This is a genomic window from Peribacillus sp. NPDC096540 (assembly GCF_050278525.1).
GTDB lineage: Bacteria > Bacillota > Bacilli > Bacillales > DSM-1321 > Peribacillus.
Genome location: NZ_JBNNTG010000004.1, coordinates 127,725 through 148,435, shown reverse-complemented (window position 1 = coordinate 148,435; position 20,711 = coordinate 127,725). Strand labels below are relative to the sequence as shown.

General features: G+C 38.3%; 17 protein-coding genes, 1 other RNA gene and 1 pseudogene. 3 read left to right on the top strand and 16 right to left on the bottom strand.

The window, feature by feature from the left end; genetic code table 11:
* Positions 1 to 73: 73 nt before the first annotated feature.
* The 12 genes and pseudogenes from ACQKMR_RS06080 to ACQKMR_RS06025 form a co-directional block, all read right to left on the bottom strand.
* Positions 74 to 360 (bottom strand): annotated as a pseudogene (locus tag ACQKMR_RS06080) (transposase); the annotation flags it as partial.
* Between the two features lie 274 nt (positions 361 to 634).
* The gene (locus ACQKMR_RS06075) at positions 635 to 2,149 is read right to left on the bottom strand and encodes a carboxypeptidase M32 (protein ID WP_427696481.1); all 1,515 of its coding nucleotides are present in this window, start codon (positions 2,147 to 2,149) and stop codon (positions 635 to 637) included.
* 128 nt (positions 2,150 to 2,277) lie between these two features.
* Entirely contained in the window at positions 2,278 to 4,194 is a 1,917-nt protein-coding gene (locus ACQKMR_RS06070) for an ATP-dependent DNA helicase (RefSeq protein WP_427696480.1), read from the bottom strand.
* 233 nt (positions 4,195 to 4,427) lie between these two features.
* Positions 4,428 to 4,628, bottom strand: a complete 201-nt coding sequence (locus tag ACQKMR_RS06065; RefSeq protein WP_034307871.1) for a cold-shock protein — start codon at positions 4,626 to 4,628, stop codon at positions 4,428 to 4,430.
* Positions 4,629 to 4,821: 193 nt separating this feature from the next.
* Entirely contained in the window at positions 4,822 to 5,970 is a 1,149-nt protein-coding gene (locus tag ACQKMR_RS06060; protein WP_427696479.1) for a THUMP domain-containing class I SAM-dependent RNA methyltransferase, read from the bottom strand.
* An 862-nt stretch (positions 5,971 to 6,832) separates the two neighbouring features.
* An RNA gene (gene rnpB, locus ACQKMR_RS06055) (RNase P RNA component class B) lies at positions 6,833 to 7,222 on the bottom strand.
* A 73-nt stretch (positions 7,223 to 7,295) separates the two neighbouring features.
* Positions 7,296 to 7,607, bottom strand: coding sequence for a cell division regulator GpsB (gpsB, locus tag ACQKMR_RS06050; protein WP_427696478.1), 312 nt, complete (start codon positions 7,605 to 7,607; stop codon positions 7,296 to 7,298).
* Between the two features lie 202 nt (positions 7,608 to 7,809).
* Positions 7,810 to 8,361 carry a DUF1273 domain-containing protein gene (locus ACQKMR_RS06045; protein WP_427696477.1) on the bottom strand — a complete coding sequence of 184 codons (552 nt, stop codon included), beginning with the start codon at positions 8,359 to 8,361 and terminating at the stop codon, positions 7,810 to 7,812.
* Positions 8,362 to 8,429: 68 nt separating this feature from the next.
* The gene (locus tag ACQKMR_RS06040) at positions 8,430 to 8,885 is read right to left on the bottom strand and encodes a CotD family spore coat protein (RefSeq protein WP_427696476.1); all 456 of its coding nucleotides are present in this window, start codon (positions 8,883 to 8,885) and stop codon (positions 8,430 to 8,432) included.
* 467 nt (positions 8,886 to 9,352) lie between these two features.
* A complete protein-coding gene (locus ACQKMR_RS06035) occupies positions 9,353 to 10,621 on the bottom strand; it encodes a ribonuclease H-like domain-containing protein (protein WP_427696475.1) in 1,269 nt (422 codons plus the stop codon).
* A 12-nt stretch (positions 10,622 to 10,633) separates the two neighbouring features.
* On the bottom strand, positions 10,634 to 12,934 hold the full coding sequence (locus ACQKMR_RS06030) for a DEAD/DEAH box helicase (protein ID WP_427696474.1): 2,301 nt from the start codon (positions 12,932 to 12,934) through the stop codon (positions 10,634 to 10,636).
* 122 nt (positions 12,935 to 13,056) lie between these two features.
* Complete coding sequence (locus tag ACQKMR_RS06025) at positions 13,057 to 13,821, bottom strand: alpha/beta fold hydrolase (protein ID WP_427696473.1); 765 nt, start codon at positions 13,819 to 13,821, stop codon at positions 13,057 to 13,059.
* A 139-nt stretch (positions 13,822 to 13,960) separates the two neighbouring features.
* On the opposite strand from ACQKMR_RS06025, the gene ACQKMR_RS06020 reads away from it, so the two are divergent.
* The gene (locus tag ACQKMR_RS06020; RefSeq protein WP_427696472.1) at positions 13,961 to 14,428 is read left to right on the top strand and encodes an Hsp20/alpha crystallin family protein; all 468 of its coding nucleotides are present in this window, start codon (positions 13,961 to 13,963) and stop codon (positions 14,426 to 14,428) included.
* A gap of 77 nt (positions 14,429 to 14,505) precedes the next feature.
* On the opposite strand, the gene ACQKMR_RS06015 is transcribed toward ACQKMR_RS06020, so the two are convergent.
* The 4 genes from ACQKMR_RS06015 to ACQKMR_RS06000 form a co-directional block, all read right to left on the bottom strand.
* Complete coding sequence (locus ACQKMR_RS06015; protein WP_427696471.1) at positions 14,506 to 15,084, bottom strand: YppG family protein; 579 nt, start codon at positions 15,082 to 15,084, stop codon at positions 14,506 to 14,508.
* Positions 15,085 to 15,162: 78 nt separating this feature from the next.
* Entirely contained in the window at positions 15,163 to 15,531 is a 369-nt protein-coding gene (locus ACQKMR_RS06010) for a YppE family protein (RefSeq protein ID WP_427696470.1), read from the bottom strand.
* A gap of 70 nt (positions 15,532 to 15,601) precedes the next feature.
* Complete coding sequence (locus tag ACQKMR_RS06005) at positions 15,602 to 15,877, bottom strand: hypothetical protein (RefSeq protein ID WP_427696469.1); 276 nt, start codon at positions 15,875 to 15,877, stop codon at positions 15,602 to 15,604.
* A 358-nt stretch (positions 15,878 to 16,235) separates the two neighbouring features.
* Positions 16,236 to 17,189 carry a DUF2515 family protein gene (locus ACQKMR_RS06000; RefSeq protein WP_427696468.1) on the bottom strand — a complete coding sequence of 318 codons (954 nt, stop codon included), beginning with the start codon at positions 17,187 to 17,189 and terminating at the stop codon, positions 16,236 to 16,238.
* A 144-nt stretch (positions 17,190 to 17,333) separates the two neighbouring features.
* Here ACQKMR_RS06000 and recU point away from each other — a divergent pair, with 144 nt between their 5' ends.
* Both recU and ACQKMR_RS05990 read left to right on the top strand, forming a co-directional pair.
* Positions 17,334 to 17,945 (top strand): Holliday junction resolvase RecU, encoded by a 612-nt coding sequence (gene recU / locus ACQKMR_RS05995; RefSeq protein ID WP_427696467.1) that lies wholly within the window; start codon positions 17,334 to 17,336, stop codon positions 17,943 to 17,945.
* A gap of 27 nt (positions 17,946 to 17,972) precedes the next feature.
* Complete coding sequence (locus ACQKMR_RS05990; protein WP_427696466.1) at positions 17,973 to 20,708, top strand: PBP1A family penicillin-binding protein; 2,736 nt, start codon at positions 17,973 to 17,975, stop codon at positions 20,706 to 20,708.
* Positions 20,709 to 20,711 lie beyond the last annotated feature (3 nt).

Below are 20,711 nucleotides of genomic sequence, written 5' to 3'. Positions count from 1 at the left end.
CATAAAAAGCCTTGGCAGATTTTCCAAGGTCAGTTTGTAGACAAAAGGGGTTCGGAATTAAAACATTCCGAACCCCATAGCCTAAGAACCAACGGTAAGCCATATTTGTTTCAACTTCTTCAATCGTTTTACTCATTGAACGAATACCGAAGTATATTGAATGAATGTCAGTTTAACTAAAATAGCTGGAACAATACTTGGGCGTCCTACCTCTGAATACATATCTTTCACCAAGTCATATATGAATGAGAAGTCAATGGCGGCCTCAATTTTTCGAACCGAATGGTTCGCTCGCACCAGTTGATCTAAAGTAATCATTTCAAGTTGATCCCGCTGAATAGAATCATGTTTAGAAAGCATCCTCATCACCTCAAGTTTTAATACTTCCATTTTAAAACAAAAAAGACTGTAGGCAAAAGGGGTTCTATCTAAATTTTATACAAAGTTGATTGGAGCGGAAGGTGCGAGACTCCTGCGGGAAAAGCGCGTCTAGGTGAGACCCCGCAGGCGCAAGCCGAGGAGGCTTCCGGACCGCCCGCGGAAAGCGAGTGCCCTACGTTCCAATCAACGTTCAAATTGTACAAGCCATAAAAAACCCTTGGCAGATTTGCCAAGGGTTTTTTATTTGAAGACTTTAATTAATTTTATAAACTTCCTTATACTTACTTTCAAGATAATCTATTAAATATTGCACGTTTAAGCCTTCTCCTGTAGTTTCTTTCAAAATCTCAAGTGGCTTTTTAGTTTTTCCATATTTATGTACCTTTTCATTAAGCCATGTTCTAATTGGAGCAATATCACCGGATGCCAACAAATTATCAAAGTCAGGTATATCTTTAAGCATAGCCTGCTTGATTTGTGCAGCATACATATACCCTAATGCATAGGATGGGAAGTAACCAAAGCTGCCGTCTGACCAGTGTACATCTTGTAGAACACCCTTAGCATCATCTTCAGGTACAATCCCTAAGTATTCCTTGTATTTTTTATTCCAAACCTCCGGTAAATCCTTCACTTCAAGCTCTCCATTAAATAGTGCTTTCTCCAGTTCATAACGAATCATAATATGTAAAGGATATGTCAGTTCATCAGCTTCAATACGGATGAAGGACGGTTTTGATTCGTTAATGCCGCGGTAAAAGTCTTCAAGTTTCACATCTGCAAACTGTTCTGGTGCACACTCCTTTAAAAGAGGGTATTTATTTTTCCAGAAACTATAGTTCCGTCCAATAAAATTTTCGAAAAACAATGATTGTGATTCGTGGATTCCCATTGACGTCCCATTATCAAGCAGTGTACCCGTTAACTCTTCAGCGATATTCTGCTCATAGATAGCGTGCCCACATTCATGAATCGTACCAAAAATTGCCCCCCTAAAATCATATTCATCATAGCGGGTTGTCACCCTTACATCACCTCTGTTGATTCCAGTCGCAAAAGGATGGACTGTTTCATCCAACCTGCCAGCCTTGAAATCGTATCCAAGCTGTTTTAAAACTCGAAGATTGAGTTGATGCTGTTTTTCTTTCGGGAATTCTTTAAATAGGAAAGATGTTTCAGGTTGATATTTACTCTCTGCTATTTGTTTTACTAGAGGAACTATACTTGCTCGCAATTGACTAAATACCTTATCAAGAATGTCAACAGTCATACCTGGTTCATACATATCTAATAGGGTATTATATTTCTCACCCTCATAACCCCAATATTCAACGAATTTACGAGTATAGGCGACAATTTGTTCCAGATAAGGTTGAAATAACGAAAAATCCGCCTTTTCTCTTGCCTCCTCCCATGCACTTTCAGACCGGGATTGTAAAATAACGAATTCTTTAAATTCGTCTGCTGGGATTTTCTTATTCCTTTCAAACTCTTTTTTACATTCTTGAACCATTTTATTCGTCGTTTCACTAAGAGAAGCTTCCTCTGTTGTAAGGTCCTCGATGAAGCATTCCATCTCTTTACTTGTAATCATATTGAAAACTTCAGAGGAAATTACCCCAATAACTTCAGAGCGCTGCTCTACTCCCTTTTTGGGAGCACCTGTACGTAAATCCCAATAAATTAATGCGAGGGCTTCATTATAGGCTGAAATTTTCTTTACATATTCTTGAAATTCTTTTTCTATCAGATTAATACCCTTTTTCATATTCACTGCCCCTTCCATCTACACTTTACCATATTATACAAAAAGTTTTCATATCAGAACTACCCGCAACTTAAAATAAAATAAGAGCCAAGGGCTTGCTTTGCCCCTTGGCTCTCAACATAGAATAATTAAAGCGTAACAGGAAGAACAGAAATAATTTTCTCTTTTACCTGTTCAGAAAGATCCTTCTCAATCAAAATCTGTACGGTCCCCGAGTCATTGCTGGTACGGATCAAACGTCCGATTCCCTGACGCAAACGAAGGAGCATATATGGAAGATCCACTTCTTCAAAAGGAGTGGTAACCGAGTTCCGTTTGGCCTCGAATACTGGATCATGTGGCGGGAATGGAAGTGAGTGTATCACTACATTTTGTAATGAAGCCCCCGGAACATCGAGCCCTTCCCATAAATGATATGAGAACAAAACAGACTGCTCTTCTTCTTGAAATCTTTTAACAAGATCGCTAATCTCCGCTTCACCTTCAAAATAAAAGGGATATGCTGTTTTCTGGCTGTTTTCCTTGAACCATAGCAATTCTTCTTTTGATTGGAATAATACTAGCGTTCTACCTTCATTTTCCTCAATCGTCTTCATTGTATAATTAAGTTTAGCCAATTGGTCTCCATTTTCAAAGACTGGCATATTCATTTTCATGACTTCATCATAATCAAAAGGCGATTCAACAGAAAAGCTATCATACTTCTCTATCCCTAAGCTATCTGCAATGTATTGGAACGATTTATTATCAGATAATGTTGCCGAAGAAAAAATGTAAGGGATTTTTTTAGAAAAAACTTGTTCAGACAAAATATCTTGTACAAGCCTTGGCATAATGACCAATGTTTTTGTCATTTCATTTTCTTCAAACCATGATACCGCCTGTTCATCTTTCACAAATAGAGAAAGAGAGTAACCTAGCTGTTCTAAGTATTCTTCTGTCACTTTTAAATCATAGTCATTAATCGTGTACATTTCCGCTTCAAAAACCAGGTTTTCTTCTAACTCTTCAACCTTTTTATGAAGCTTTTGTGCAAAGTTTGTAATTTCTTTGGACATCGGAATTTCATACCGATTAGAACCACTAACGTGAATGGCCTTTTCATCAAGTAAATCGAAAAACTCTTCATTTATGTCAATTAAGTCTTCAATGATGTATAACGTTTCTTCACGTACCTGGTTGGCTGTTAACAATTCTAAAACCGAAGCAAGAGTTTGTTCACCAACTTTATACGTTAGCGCCTTTTGAGCAGAAAACTCCAATAAATGTCCTTCATCAAAGACAACACAGCTATGTTCTGGTAATAACGGTAACTGTCCTTCACGCTTACGTTTTTCTTTTGTCCAAACATGCTCCATAAAGAAGTCATGTGAACAAATGATCAAATCACTTGATTTTCTGTAGTGGTCACGGGAAAGGGTTTGTCCACAACGGTGGCGTTTATCACACGTAAAACAGTTTTGAAGCTGATCCCAGCCTACTTTTGACCAGTCTTCATCATTCAAATATGGGTATTGTTTACGGTCCCCGTAAGCTGTATAAGCATTCATGGATGAGTTATCATGGACAAACTTGGGAAGTTCATCATAGAGCTGATCTATTCCCTCTGAATCTTCATGATTCACTGCATACTCCAATTTCTTAAGACATACATATTGATCGTGATATTTGGCAAGACGAACATCTACTTCAATACCTAATGCGTTCTTAATTTTTTGAATGTCGCCTTCTTCTTTGACAAGCTGTTCAATCAATGTTTCATCTGCACACGAAATAATTGCCGGTTTATTAGTATATCTGGCATAACAAATGGCATATAGTAAATAGACCAATGTCTTACCAGTCCCTACACCAGCTTCCGCAAAACTTACATTCTTTTCTTTAAAGGCTTTTTCTAATTGAAATGCCATGAAGATTTGTTCGTCACGCAGCTCAAATCCTTTTTCGGGAAGAATGTCATAAAAAACATCACCGATCCATTCTGAAAGCTTATCGTAAAAAGAATCTTCCTTTGTAACCGAAAAAGGCAGTGTTTTAAGCATCATGGTCTCCCCTTTTATCTAACATCAGTATATAAAATTCCGTATAATAACTTATCTAGGCAAAAGTATATTATCCTTTATTCTACAATGATAGTCAAGTTATTTACCTTTCTTCAAGAAATGAATTTCCCCGTAGATACTGCATCTTCTATGTATATATTAGCGAGCGCTACCAGCCCGTAAAATAAAAGACAGGCTCCTCATGAGAGCCTGTCTGTAAGTACTATATAGTTGAATTAAGCTTTGTTTACGTTTGATGCTTGTGGTCCACGTTGACCTTGTTCTACATCAAATGTAACATCTTGGCCTTCTTCAAGTGTTTTGAAACCTTCTCCTTGGATAGCTGAGAAATGTACGAATACATCGTCTCCACCTTCACGTTCGATGAATCCAAAACCTTTTTCTGCGTTAAACCATTTTACTTTACCTTGTTCCATTTTTGTTGCCTCCTAGTGTGTTTGCCACACATTATATTACTATCCTTGCTCATTGAATATTAAGGTATTCCTTAAAACTGAACAAAAATAATTCATTATTAGAATAACAGAAAAGGAAATGATAAGCAAGACTGGAACCTATTATGAATAAAATGTCCTGACTATTCCAAATTTTCCATTATATTATACCTATTTATTCACTTCTCGGTTGTTTTGGCGGCCTTTTTCCCCAATACTGATAAAGATCCGCTCGAATGAATCCATTGAACAACTTCCTTTTTTTCGTTGCAGGTTTACCATAATACTGTTCAAAGTCAGGGTTTGAGGTAATCATGTACACAGACCAAGTATCAAGCTTCTTGAAGGCCTGTCCCATTTCTTTATACATCTGCTCAACAGCCTTTTTCTCTCCGAGACGTTCACCATAAGGTGGGTTCCCCACAATAACACCATATTCTTTTCTAGTCGAAATATCTCTCACTTGCATTTGTTTGAACTCAACCAGATCACCAAGACCTGCTTCAAAACTATTGGCTTTTGAAATTTCAACCATACGATGATCAATATCACAACCTGTTATGTCTAAATACTGATCATAATTCGCTAAATCTTCAGCTTCAATTCTCGCTTCATCCCAAACCTTATTGTCCATCCAAGCCCAGCTTTCAGAAACAAATTCCCGATTAAAACCAGGAGCGATGTTCTGCCCAATCAATGCAGCTTCAATAGGAATAGTACCAGATCCACAAAACGGGTCAATGAAAGGTTTATCCGGTTTCCAATTAGTCAGCATGATCAATGCAGCCGCCAAAGTTTCTTTAAGGGGTGCTTCCCCCTGCCCTGTGCGGTATCCGCGCTTATGAAGTCCGGCACCTGATGTGTCCATAGTAAGTGTCACTACATCTTTTAAGATTGATACTTCAATTTTAAACAAAGGACCAGTTTCTGCAAACCAAGATACTTGTTTATATTTACTTTTCAATCTATCAACAATCGCCTTTTTAACGATAGCCTGACAATCAGGGACACTGTAAAGCTGTGATTTAACTGATTTACCACTTACAGGGAACTCAACGTCTGCAGATAAGTAATCTTCCCAGTTCAAGGCTTTTGTTTTTTCAAACAGCTCATCAAAAGAATAAGCTTTAAATTCAGCGACTTTAATTTTCACGCGGTCTGCACTGCGCAGCCATAAATTAGAGCGAGCAATGGCTGATTGGTCCCCTTTGTACATAATTTTCCCATTTTCCACTTGACAATCGTAACCAAGATCCCGCACTTCCTTGGCAACAATTGATTCCAATCCCATTGCTGATGTTGCAATAATATCGAATTGTTTCATTTCTTCATGCACCTACTTTCCATTAATCAAAATCGGTTCCCGCTTTTCCATTTTTTAAATTCAGAAACAGGGAGCGATTTCGACAAGTAAAACCCTTGAATGATACCACACTTTTGCTTATTCAAAAAGTCTATATGCTTTTTATGTTCAACGGCTTCAGCAATGATTCAAGATTAAGTGCCATCGACATCGTGATGGTAGCTTTTACAATAGGCAAGTCACCTTTATAATTGATTGATAAATTTTCAATGTATCAATCGGAAAACACTAAAAATAACTTAAGGAAGAATAACCAGTACCAAAATCATCGATAGACAATAATCCTTTGTTTTTTAAGATTAACCAATTATTCAACAGAACCCTCTGCATTAGGCATAATCTGCTCTCCATCTGTTCCAATCCTTGCGCAATAGAGTCATGTTCTTTTTTAAATAGGACAATTACCTTTTTCTAAAATTATTCCTGTTAAAATACAAGTTCTATCTGTTGATGCAAACCTTGTAATTAGGATACCCAAAAATATGGAATTACTTAACATACTCACACGCTCGTTTTATAACCCACAGGCTGATGTGGTTGACAAGGCCTGTCTCTTCTGCAATCGAAATGAACTCCTCACTATGACAGAAAATATCATTACTTACTTTAAAGCGGTCAAGCTCCAAGTTCATACAAAAGTATTCATTATATCATTTGAAAGTTGTAATTAAAATACTCTTCCATTATACCTAGTCATTTTCACTTCTATGATATGATATTTTGCAGCACTAGTGTTGGGAAATTTTAAAATGGACATTTTTTTTACAAACAAAAACTCTCCTTTTACAAAGGAGAGTTGTGCTTTAAGTGTTATATGATAACGTTCTGTAAGCCATGTTTTGTTCCTCAGCACTGCAAGCGACTCACGTCTCGTACTTCGGCGGTAATCATCTATCTACAGAAGCATAGCTTCTGTCCTTCTCCTCGTTCAATTCCAAGGAAGAAAGCGCCCCTACCATTAATTTGGGTTTCTCGCTCGTGGGGTTTACCTCGTTCCACCCTTTACATTTCTGTAAAGGCTCCGTCACTGTGGCACTTTTATAGGTATTCATGCCATATCCAAAAGGACTTAGGCATTTTCCCAGCCGTCAGCAATCCAAGACTGCTGCCCAAGCTTATTTTTTCGCCAGGCACGAACACTACGGACATCTCAGTCCGTGCGAGCATGGACTTTCCTCTACTGCAAAAAATGCAGCAGCAATTACCCAAACGTTAACATAACATTATTGATTATAATACATTCTTCAAGAAAACACAATACAAATTATTTTCCCTTTTAAAAAGCATTAATCAAAAAGCTTGTTTCCAAATACGTGCTTTTCTAAGTTAGACAACCGTTTAAGGATATCAAAGTTAGTGGTTCCTGGAGTCGCACCAGGTGCAGGTTGGTTTGGACGTTTTGTACTCTCTTCAGCCAGTTTTTTTAATTTAAGATTTTCTTGTTTAAGGTCATCAATTTCCTGATGAAACACTTCATAATCTTTTATGATTAGATCCAGGAATTGATCCACATCCTCAGGTTTATAACCTCGCATGGCCGTTTTAAAATCTTTTTCAAGAATATCTTTAGCCGTTAATTTTATCTTATCGGATAGCATAAGACTTCACCTCAATACTTTCGCCAATACAATCGACTTTTTATTATTTTTTCAAATATACTTGGGTTTGTCAACGAAACACTTTTTTAATAAGCCATACTTTTTTGTGCACGATATTACTCCCATAAATCTGTATCTAATTTTCATCATAATATGAATATGCTTTTGAAACAACTTTTAATCCTTAATTATTTTTACAGTGCTACTCTTCGGCCCAGCTGTCTTCTTCCGCAGCCAGTTGCAGATCATCAAAGCTTATCTGTAAAATGGGGTATAGTTGAGTTTCCGCTTTTTTCATAGCTTCGAAATATGGATATTTGGCGGATCCTTCTTTTTCAGGATCAAAAATGATTAGCAAGGCATCACTTTTATGGACCATATACCTATTTTTGATTTTAAGTTGTTGCGGACCTTCATATGTTTTGTTGAAAATGGACTCAACAAAATCGGCGCGGGCTAAGATGGATCGGTAATAGTCTTGATTCGTCTCGTTCCATGACTCTTCCTGTTTCAGGTAAGGAGTAAGCACCCCTAATTTAAGCTGATTATATTCTTCCTGTATTTCGAACACCACTTCGGCACCCCATAGTTCCGTACCCAACTGACCTGATATAATCACCCATTCCAATCCATCTTCCACCAATGGCAGAAGACGTTGTTTCATCGCTTTTTTTATATATTTTACCGCTTCATGGTCATTTTTGAATATACCGAATTCAAAAGCTTTGTAGCCAGTCATATACAAAACCTTCATTGCTTGGTTAATCTCCCTTTTAACATGTTTATGTAAGAAAATAAGGGCTTAATAAGCCCTTACTTTTTTTAGTATCCGAAATGCATTGGCGGACAGCATGGGTTATGCATCGGCGTTCTGCATATCAAGTTTTGCGTATAACACTCGTTCACCACGGATTGAGTATGCGGAAAGTAATGTTTATACGTGTTACAATGTTTATTAACGGTTGTAGTATGTGATGGGTGAACGACAGGTATCACTGTGTTCGATACGTTTGTATTAACAAATTGCTGCGTTGGAGATACCTGTGCTGGGGCTACTTGAGTTGGAAGTGCAGATGTTGGACCATATTGCGCTGGAGATACAGCAGTCGGATATTGACCGCCAGCCATCGGACTAGTATAAGCTCCCATTACATGGGAAGGTTTTTTTCCAGTTGAAGCACCCATTACATTTGATACTCCCATTACATTCGATGCACCCATTACATTGGATGTTCCCATAACATTGGATTTATGTCCTCCACAATTACGAAAATTCATTTATAATACGTCCCCTTTCGTCATAATAAGTTTAGTCTTACCCTTATAGACTATGAAAAAAAGGGGATACGTGTACTGATGAAATGACCTATTTATACGTAATAAGTATAAAACTATATGCGACAACCTAAAGTACACATCGTTATATATGAATAGCCCTACAAAATGCTTGCAGAGTGAATTTCTTATAAAAAGGAGTAGAAACTTTCTTTTAAAGATGTAAATAAAACAATCGTTAAACAAAGGACAACAAAAAATAGAAATAAAGTCGTTTTATACATTTCTCCGCTCCGCTTTCACCTTGAATTTAAATGATGTAAGGCATGAAATCAATGTTTCAGAATTTCACCCTCAACCATTACCATTTTACACATAATGACTGAATGCTACAATATTTGTAACCATATTTTTTATTTCATAATCACTTTTTTATTGGCTATGTAGATTCCTCTTAAAGACTATCTATATTATACAAGTCTACCCTTAGAACCTTTTTTTCTTTCGAGCCGTTGAATCCTTTTTTCCAAATCCAAGATTTTTTTTGCTATATGGATGTCATTCCCTGTCCTCATCATCTCTTGATGCGCAATTCTAGCACAATTTATTGCTGAAGCGATGTCCTTAAATTGATGTTCAAATAATTTTGCACATTCAATCTGAGCCTGTATCCTTAAATGACCATCCCCTTTTATAGCAACTTCCTTCCAAATCTCCAACGCTTCATTGAATTGTTTTTGCTTCTTTTTCTGAAAGGCTAAGGCATTGCCAGCTATAATCCGATCTTCCTCATTTCCTACTTCTAATATTCTTTGATAGGTCTCAACAGATTCCTCTTTTTTTCCTAGATAATCGAGCCAGCGTGCAATTTCCATCGACTCTTCCGTATATCCATCTATTTGGAGAATTTTCCGTGACAGGTGAATATACAGAGTGATTAGTGATAAAATATCCACTTCATTATGCTTCATGATTCCAAATAAAATTTCCGGGTTCTTTCTTTCGACGAAATCAAAATAAATCATCGGTGCCAAATATCCAGGAATATCATCCTCTCTTTTTACACCTAAAATGTCTGTTTCGACAGCAGATAATTTTACACGTTCTAATTTGTTTTTCCAAAGGCGTCTTGACGCATGATACAAATCAAAATGTCCGAATTCAGGCAATTTTGGAACATGTTCCTTTATCAAGGTATGTCTGGTTTTTAATTGCGGCCAATCAAATGACTTACCATTATATGTGACAAGTGTTTCATAATTGATGTTTTCCAGAAAGCTTTGGTAAAGCGGGATTTCACTACCAGGCTGTGGCAAGATATGCTGTTTAACGACCACCTCTTCACCTTCTAAATAGGCATAACCTAGTAAAAAAATTGTATTTCCTGCTCCACCGCCAAGCCCTGTTGTTTCCGTATCGAAGAAAAAGAGTTCTTCGCATTTAACACCCTTAGCGGAAAGGGGATGCACCAATGAAGTTTGATTCCATTCTTTCACAATCTTTTTCAACTCAGAAAATGAATACAATCCATGCTTATGATTTAAAGGATAGCGGACTTCACGGATGAAACAATAGTCATTATCGAAATGAAAGGAAACGGTATCGTTCTCCAGCCACTTATCATGATAAGGAATATCTGTATTTACTGACCTGCTATCTTCCTTTATAGGAGAAGGATGGTTCACTGGTTCTATGTTCATATGTGTTTTCATACGATTCAATTTATTTTTTAATGACAAAATACTGCACCTCTATTCACATACCCTTGCAATTGATGCATGGTTTTCCTTACAAAACAGATCCAATAACCGCTTGGCATCACTTTTGGCTGTCTTAGAAGCAGATTCCGTTCCGATACAGGAAGGACAGCCGTTTTCACAAGAACAATTTTCGATCATTGATTTTGTTTCCAACAAAATGACCGCAGCATTTTCATACACTTTATCACTTAGTCCTATTCCACCTGGATAACTATCATAAATAAAAATGGTGGGTTTTTCATTATGTGCTGCCTTAACTTGCGGATACACATGAATATCATGGGGATCGCACATTACATAAAGCGGAATCATGTAGTTCAACGCATGTGAAGCACCAATCATTCCTTGCTCTATTCGATTTTCATCCCATTCAAAAATATCTGGCTCCATGGAAAGCATGGCCGAGCTCGTATGAAGTTCCACCTCCGGGAGGCTGATTGGCCCTGATCCAATATTTTCATGAGTCTCAAATTTAATTTTTTTGAATATCGTAGGCATCGCCCGGATAGCGACATCCCCGAAAGCTGCTGTAGTTGAAGAGAATGTTTGCTGTTTATCCACTTCCAATACAGATAACTGTACAGCAAGGTTAGCATCAGTGTAATAGTCCACATTGACTTCACGTACATACGCTTTCTTTTCTTCCCAATCTAATTCTTCCACTTGAAATTGTATTCCTTGATGCAAATAAATTGCTTCATCGTGAAGAAGGGTCATCGCACTGAACGTATCCATTTCTCCGATGACCCTATTGTCTGGGACATTCGTTTGATCAATGATAACGACATTTTCCTGTGCTGCAGAACGAAGACTGATATTGCTCGCCGGAAATGCGTCATTCATCCAATGCCATTTATCTCCATTTTGGTGTAAAACTCTTTCTTCTGTCAGAAATTCAAGAACGTCCATTATCTCCGACTTGCCAAAGGTATCTCCTTTTTTAAAAGGAAGCTCATATGCTGCACATTTGATATGATCAACCAAGATTACGAGATTATCTGGATTAATTCTTGCTGTTTCCGGATTTCTCGTAAAGAAATAGTCAGGATGCTTAACGATATACTGATCAAGAGCACTAGAGCTGCCGACCATGATGATTAAAGCTTCCCCATGCCTTCTTCCTGCACGTCCTGCCTGCTGCCAGGCGCTCGATATTGATCCAGGGTAGCCAGTCATGATGCAAACCTGAAGCTGACCGATATCAACTCCTAACTCAAGAGCATTCGTAGAGATTACACCATAAATTGAACCATCCCGCAGGCCCTGTTCAATTTCTCTACGCTGCGTCGGCAAATAACCTCCGCGATAGCCTCGTATCGATTTTGGACCCAGCTGCTTGGACACGAGTTCCTGTAAATAGGTCAATAAAATCTCTACACGGACCCTGCTTCGAGCAAAAATAATCGTTTGAATCTTATTTTTCAAAAACTCATTTGCAAGTTTCCTGACTTCCAACACCGCACTCCTTCGAATATTAAGTGGTTTATTGACTACTGGCGGATTATAAAACACAAAATGTTTTTTTCCGCTCGGTGCTCCATTGTTATTGACAAGAACCATCTCTTTTTCCGTAAGTTCCTCAGCCAACTCTTTTGGATTATTGATAGTCGCAGATGTACAGATGAATACAGGATCACTCCCATAAAACTGGCAGATTCGTTTTAGTCTTCTAATGACGTTTGCCGTATGACTTCCAAAAACGCCTCGGTATATATGAAGTTCATCGATAATCACATACTTTAAGTTCTCAAATAAAGAAACCCATTTCGTGTGATGCGGCAGAATTCCCGAATGGAGCATATCAGGATTGGTAATCACGATATGCCCTGCCTGACGTATTTTTTGCCTTATATTGGATGGTGTATCCCCATCGTACGTATAACTATTTATATGAGCATCCATCTCATTAATCATTTCGTTCAATTCACTTTTTTGATCATAACTCAAGGCTTTTGTCGGAAAAATATATAGTGCTCTTGTTTTTTCATCTTCGAGTACCTTTTGAAGAACTGGCAAATTATAGCATAACGTTTTACCAGAAGCTGTCGGTGTGACAGCCACAAGGCTATTACCACTCACAGCGGTCTCAAAAGCAGTTGCCTGATGGGTATACAACCCTTTTATCCCTCGTTTATTAAGAGCCTGCTTGATTTTATCATCTATTTGATCTGGAAAAGAGACGATTTTTGCCTCTTTCGCGTCAATAACTTGCCAGTGAACAATATTATCTTTAAATTCCTCATTTGTTTTTAAACCAGTGATAATTTCTTGTAAATTTTTTCGCAGTTTCATATAACCACCTCATACTCCTATTCTACCGAATGAACGTTCTGTACAAAAGGGAAACTATTTCCTTTTACAAAAAAAAAGCAGGAAACGGTAAAATCCCGTTTTCCTACTTGTTATTTTTTAATTTAATTTCCTTCGACAAACCGGATAATTTCACCTGCAAGTTGGCCTGGAGCTTCCAACATCCCCATATGACCGCTTCCTTCGAGAATAACTTCTTTAATATGATCCCCTTTTACAGTAAAGGTTTTATTAGCAGGAATAACCTTATCTTGCTCACCTGCAACCAAAAGAACCGGTAGCTTTGTATCTTTCAGTACATAATTTCGGTCTTTTCTTTTCCTCATAGCATGCAAAGAACCGATTGCTCCACTTTCACTCGTTTTATAACCTATTTCTTTTGCATTTTCAATGTTAGGATCATCGGATTTAGCAAAAAGCTTCGGTACAAGTCCGTCAATAAAGGTAGGGATCCCGGCAATTTCAATTTTTTCAACAGATTTTAACCGCCCTTCCTTCCCAGCCTCATCGTCTGGCAAAGCCGTCGAATGAATGAGTGAGAAACCAACCAATTTTTCAGCAAACTGCTCAGCGAATGACAAGGTGATATAGCCTCCGAGCGAATGACCGAACAAGTAAACCTGATCGATTTTCTGTTCTTCCAAAAATTCCGCAATATTCTCTGCCATTTCTTCAATCGTGAAAGATGCCCCTAGTGGCTCACTTGCACCATGACCTGGCAAATCAATGGCAATAACTCGGTATTTATCTTTTAATCCAGTAATGATGTCCCGCCAATACCCATGACTTCCGCAAAATCCATGGATAAATAGCAACGTTTTTTTACCTTCCCCGCTATCTATGTAAGGAAGCTTACTACTTTGGTTCATCTCTATCCCTCTTTTCTTAAAATAATCATTTAGTAACGTTATTCCCTTCCTCTCTATATCTAAACCCTTCTTTGCATTCACATATATTAAGTCTCTACATAGCCTATATGCAAAGGAATTTTTAGAAAGGAGCACCGTGATGACCTCTTCTGAAAAAAATAATAACAATAAGTACAGAAAAGAGCCTTTTACCCATTTTATTCACAAGATGGATCGAATGTTTTCCGAGAGACCCGCTAAAGGCATGCTGCAATCACTTGATGATTTCTTTAGTTCAGCAAAAGAACGAAGCTTTCCAGTCGACCTTCATGAGACGAATTCCGAATATATCCTTACTGCTAGCTTGCCCGGAATTGCACGCAGCCAAATTTCGATTGATTTGTTGACCCAGGCGGTAACCATCTCGGCAAATCATGTAGATAGCCTTGCTACTCAACATAGAACTCAAGGAATGTTTCAGAAAGATCTATCAGCAAGTCGATTATCTAGAACCATTTCCTTTCCAAAACCAATTAATGAAAAAAAAGTAACAGCAAGGCATCGCGACGGGATTCTCACTCTTCATTTACCCAAGGTTAAGGGAAATCGAATTGAAATCAACGATTAATCTTTTTAAGCAATTAAAAAGCAGACTTAATTAAGTGGCTGGGTCACTTGTAAGTCTGCTTTTACTTTATTCAACATCTAAGCTTTGAAGAAGCCCCCTACTCCTTTGACCATTGAAGACACTTGAGAGACTGTATTCATCATTTGTCCAGCTGTGTTCATCATTTTTGTTATATCCATGGAGCCATCTTGTGTTTTGAATTGATTCATAACCGACTTTATACCCGATGGCTGCTGTTTTTGCATGAACTGCTGCTTTGGATATGGATTGTGAGCCTGCTGCTGACTTTGTGGAGGACGTTTAGCCGGCTGGAGCGGGTTAGCAAATGGGCTAAAAGCTTGAGGCTGATTTTGGTGCTGATATGGTTGCTGATATGGCTGCATCGGTTGCATTACACTGTTCCCTGGAAATGCTCCCACAGGCATCGCCTGTTGCTGCATTTGTTGAAACGGATGATAAGCCGCCTGTTGATATGGGTCATGATTTGGCGGCATATAGCCCCCTTTTTCCTGGGGAGGATAAGGATGCATATATGGTTCTTGATTACTTGGCTGAGGATACATCATAGGCTGCTGGTATCCTCCCCAGTATTCTGATATTGATTGAGGGTAATGTTCTTGACTAGGGGAGACTTGGTAATAACCGGATCTCATCATTATCAATGAGCCCTCCTCTTTTTTCATGGCATGGTTCCAATAATATATGAAAAAAGAGGAAATATAGTGTAGGTGTTTTTATGATAATATCCGATCGATTTCTGATTTTACATTATTAAGGATAAACACTACCGATTGGACATGACTTTTAAATCGCTTGTAACTGGTTTTTGGAAAAAATGCCTGAACGGCTACATCGGAAAGGTTATGGGCTGTTTGTTCAATTTGCTCGGGGAAAAGATGTTTAAACTCCGTTTCTTTCATCCACTCCTTCATTCCGCTTTCCCATTCTATACAAATGGTTCTGACTTGATCTGCAAACGGCTTAACCTCAGAAAAGAAATCCTTTTCTTTTCCTTCCCTACGTACATTTTCATATATATTATCCGCTTCAACCGCATAATTCAATAATTGTTCAGTTAATCTTTGAAGATTTTCTTTTTGCACAATAAATTCCCTCCGTACATTTGTTTCCAATAGTATAATCTAGTTCCTTATAAAATGAAATCCTGTCGGGTTAAAACTGCACTTCAGCTAAAATCTTGTGCGTCCTTTTAGATTTATCTAGGGTAATAGAATAGGAATGGTTTTCTTTTTCAGTATTAATCCAATAATCTTCTGCTTTCTCAATGGCCTCCTGGGCTTCATTTACTAATGTATATTGCTCTGCCCATAGTTTACACCTTACTGTATTAACAGTTTCTCCATATGAATTTTCCAAACAGTCCAGACTGGTACTGATCTCAGCTATCATCCTTAGTATTTCCTCTGTTGCGACACTTTTATTGACCATGCTGACCCCTCCCATTCATTACCTGTACTATTCTTTTTTTTATTAGAAAGCCCTTCAAGGTTGACAAAACTAGAAGGGAATCGGCAAAGAAAGTGCTATTCACTTAATTTATTGGGACCTTCGACAACAATGACAGAATGAAGAATGATGTTTTAAACAAAAATACAGACAGGAGGTGAATTATATGCAGTCGAATGATAGCAGACAGAAAGAAAACGAAAAACGACAAAAGCCGCCCGCCAAAAAGGCAGGTACGGGAAATCCGAAACTTAGCGGAGAAAACCGCCCCTCTACCTAAGGCTGAAACACTTGCATCATCATTAACAGGGAAGGCTTAATCAGCGCCTTCCCTGTTTGTCTATTTATTAAAAATCCAATTTTTGACCATGACGGCTGTGTGTAGCTGTTTTTGTTTATGATCATACCAGTCGGTCAACATAGGGTCTTCCTCCCATTTAGGTTTTGTAAACCACTCCTTTTTAATTTTTTTATTTGAATCCCACTGTTCAATCTTTTCTGCATTATGATGGATGATTGGATATACTCCCCGCAGCATCGGTGTCTCGTGGTACCTAGGCCTTTTTCGATATTGTTCATAATCAAAGCGGGCTCCGGTTGGCTCAGTGCGGCAGGAAAAATCATGAAATTGTGGAAACAACTCCTTAGAAAATAAAAGATTAACCAATTTTTTCCCCAATTTAATTCTTTCATCGATATTTCTAAAATGCGAAACGGACGAACCATACAATTTCCCATTGCAGGTAGGAAATAACACAGTGCTAAAATGCATCCAGTCCTGCAGTAAAAATAATAATGAATGAAATACGAAAGATTGCTTTTTAATAACAGGTTTTTCAATGATATTTTGTTCATTTATTATTAGAGCAGTGGCTAATTTTTCGTGATTTCTATGTTCCCAAAAAGATTTCCATTGATTTGTCATAAATTTGGTAATAAAAAAATAACGACATAAGTGAAACAAAGGACGTCCATACTTCGTCGAATAATGATAGAGCAGTAATTGTGGATAAGCATCTTGGAAAATACGCCAATTCGCTTCTTCATAGGTTAGGAATAATTGAAGTCTGTATTTAGAACTAAGTATATGGGAAAACCAAATCCCTTCAAGGTCACACATATTCCAGCCTGCATTTCGGGAAACCATACCTGCCAAAAAGGACCATTGGATTTCTGGATGAACATTAAAAAATTGTTCATAAGCTTTAGTTCTTGATATATTATCTCTATTCCCTTTTGCTGTTTGAACTTTTATGGAGTTTAGCAATTGCATTTCCGTCTTTAACATTCGCATATTTATGCTCCCAACCTTTCAAGAAGGATAAAATGTGACAATTGTTGTACTTAAATCCTATCGTTCTAAGAAACAATTCTTTTTATTCACATTTTAGATTCTTTTTTTGCTAATATAGATAAGTGAAAAAAAGGAGGGGTAAAAGTGGCATTTCATTATCCCAATGGACGAAGATTTGTACCGCAGGCTATGGAAGAAAAGAAAAGCCCACTAAAAAAAATCAGTTACAGCAACCGGGGAAAAACATTGGAAGACGATTTGAACGAAACCAATCAGTTTTATTTAGCACACGGCATTGCCGTCATTCATAAAAAACCGACACCCATTCAAATTGTCGATGTCCATTACCCGAAGAGAAGTGCCGCTGTTATTAAAGAAGCATACTTCAAACAAGCATCGACTACCGATTACAATGGTGTTTATAAAGGAAAGTACATTGATTTTGAGGCAAAGGAAACGAAAAACAGCAGTTCGTTCCCTCTGAAGAATTTTCATGAACATCAAATTGAACATATGAAACACATCGTTCAGCATGACGGAATTGCATTTGTCATCATCCGGTTTTCCGCAATGGATGATATATATCTAATGGGTTCTGAGCAACTGAGTTTTTATTGGAAGAGAATGAAAGACGGCGGACGCAAATCTATAACTCTACAAGAGGTTGAAAGCAGTTCACGAAAGATTACTCTTGGCTTTCAACCGAGAATTGACTATATTAAAGTAGTAGATTCGCTCATCGCAGAAAATTTTTAGTTTTTTTAGAAAGGCAGGTTAGCTGTAATGGCTGAAAAATATAATACTAGAGAAGAACGCCGAAAGCAGGGACAGACACAAAAAAAGGGACCGAATAAAGGACCTAAAAAGCCAACCAATATGCTTAAGCGCATTTTCCTTATACTTGTTACAATTGGAATTATAGGCTTGGTTGCCGGAGGAGCTGCAATGGCTTACTTTATAAGCGACGCTCCAAAACTTGATGAAAAGCTTTTAAAAGATCCGGTCACATCCAAAATTCTCGATGAAAATGGTAAATTGCTAGCTGAGGTCGGAACAGAAAACCGGGATTATGTAAATTATGAAGACATTCCCGACCTTGTCGAAAATGCTTTCCTGGCTACGGAAGATTCCCGCTTTTATGAACACCACGGGGTGGATTTCTTACGTCTGGGCAGTGCCGTCATCGCCAACGTCAAACACGGATTCGGCTCAGAGGGTGCAAGTACATTGACACAGCAGGTTATCAAGCGTTCTTATTTAACACCTGATAAGACCATTAAAAGGAAAGTCCAGGAAATGTGGCTATCCATACAGCTTGAAAGAAAATATACAAAACAAGAAATTTTCGAAATGTATGTGAATAAGATTTTCTTTGCAAACCGTGCCAATGGGATCTTAACTGCTTCCCAAACTTATTATGGAAAAGATCTAAGCCAATTGAAATTGAACGAAGCGGCCATGCTTGTAGGTTTACCGCAAAGCCCAAGCCGTTATGACCCTTATAAACACCCTGAACGCGCGAAAGAACGCCGTGATATTGTCCTTCACTTAATGAATAAACATGGATATATCACCGAAAAGGAAATGAAAGATGCACAAAGCATCGATATAACAGAAGGACTTCAAGAAATCGATAAAAGCCAAAAAGACACGACTGCTTATGATGCATTCATCGATTTGGTCATTGAGGAAGTCGGAGATATGGGTGACTATAACGTCTTTACCGATGGTTTGGAAATCCAAACGACCATTGATAAAGATGCCCAAGAATATGTCTATAAAATGTTGAACAGTGATGAAATCATCAATTATCCAAGTAAAGATCTCCAAGCTGGAGTTACCTTACTAGATACTGAAACTGGTGAAATTAAAGCAGTGGGCGGCGGCAGGAACACGACGGTTAAACGCGGCTGGAATTATGCAACGGATGCCAAGCGTTCGCCAGGTTCGACTATTAAGCCAATTCTGGATTATGGTCCTGCCGTAGAATATTTAAATTGGTCCACCTACCATCAAATCAAAGATGAGGAATATACTTACAGTGATGGAACACCGCTTAAAAATGCTTCCGGGCGACATTATGGTACTGTAACGACTCGTGATGCACTGGCACGGTCATTAAATATCCCTGCCTTAAAAACGCTTCAAGCAGTCGGCTTGGACCGGGCACGTGATTTTGCTGTAGACCTAGGCATTCCTTTTGATAAGGAAATCACCGAATCCGCTGCAATTGGCGGTGGCAAAGATGTTTCCACACTAGAACTTGCCGGAGCATACAGCGCATTCGGTAACAGCGGAATCTATAACAAACCGCATACAGTGAAAAAAATTGTTTTACGTGACAAAACCACCATCAAAAACAAGACGGAATCGAAACCGGTCATGAAAGATTCCACGGCTTTCATCGTGACGGACATGTTGAAGAGCGTCATGAAAGAACCTTATGGAACAGGAAGGCTAGCCAATATACCTAATCTTCCGGTAGCCGGTAAAACGGGCTCAACCAATTTCACGCCTGACCAGCGTGCACGGAACAACATCCCATCCTCCGGTGTAAAAGATAGCTGGATGGCGGGTTATACAACCAATTATACAGTTGCAGTATGGGCTGGTTATGATAATGCATCAGGCAAGAAAATGGAATATCTGGGTGATTCATCTCAAAGGATCCCTAAATCAATTTTTAAGAATTTGATGGAACATATGGCTCAATCAAAAGAAACGAAAGACTTTGAACAACCTGACAGTGTAGTAAAAGTAGGCATCATAAAAGGTTCGAATCCAGCTATTAAAGCCAATGAATATACGCCAAGTGATAAAATCACATATGAATATTATGTTAAAGGGCACGAACCAACACAAGTGACTACGGAATATAAGAAAGTGGACTCACCTAATATCAACGCTTCCTATAATCAAGAAAGCGATGAAATTCAGCTATCATGGTCATATCCTCATAGTGGTGGGGATCCGAAATTCGAAGTCAACGTGTCCGTTGATGGCGGAGCTCAAAGTGTGCTGAAAAAATCTAAGGATACTAGCTTGACGATTCCAAAGCCAACTCCTGGAAGTAAATATACATTCTCTGTTGTAGCTATTGTGGATAATCAAAAAAGTGATCCGGCTAGTACATCTGTAGAAATCCCTGCAGAAGCGGAAGAACCTGAGAAACCAGACGAGGATATTGAAAAACCAGCCGAAGATGAAAATCTGGAACAAGATACCCCAACTGAAGGCCAGGACAATCAAGGAGAGGAAAATCAAGGCGAGGACAAGGGCAATAATGGCAATAATGGCAATAATGGCAATAATGGCAATAATGGCAATAACGGCAATGGGAACGAAAATGGAAACGGCAATAACAACGGCAACACCGATGATGGAAATGGCAACAAAGACGAGGAAGGCGGTGTTGAAGAAGGAGATACTGGATCTGGAACAGTAGAGGAGAATAAACCAGAAAAACCAGTCGAGACTCCTGAACCCACTCCTGAACCAGATATAGAAAATAAAGACTAACGA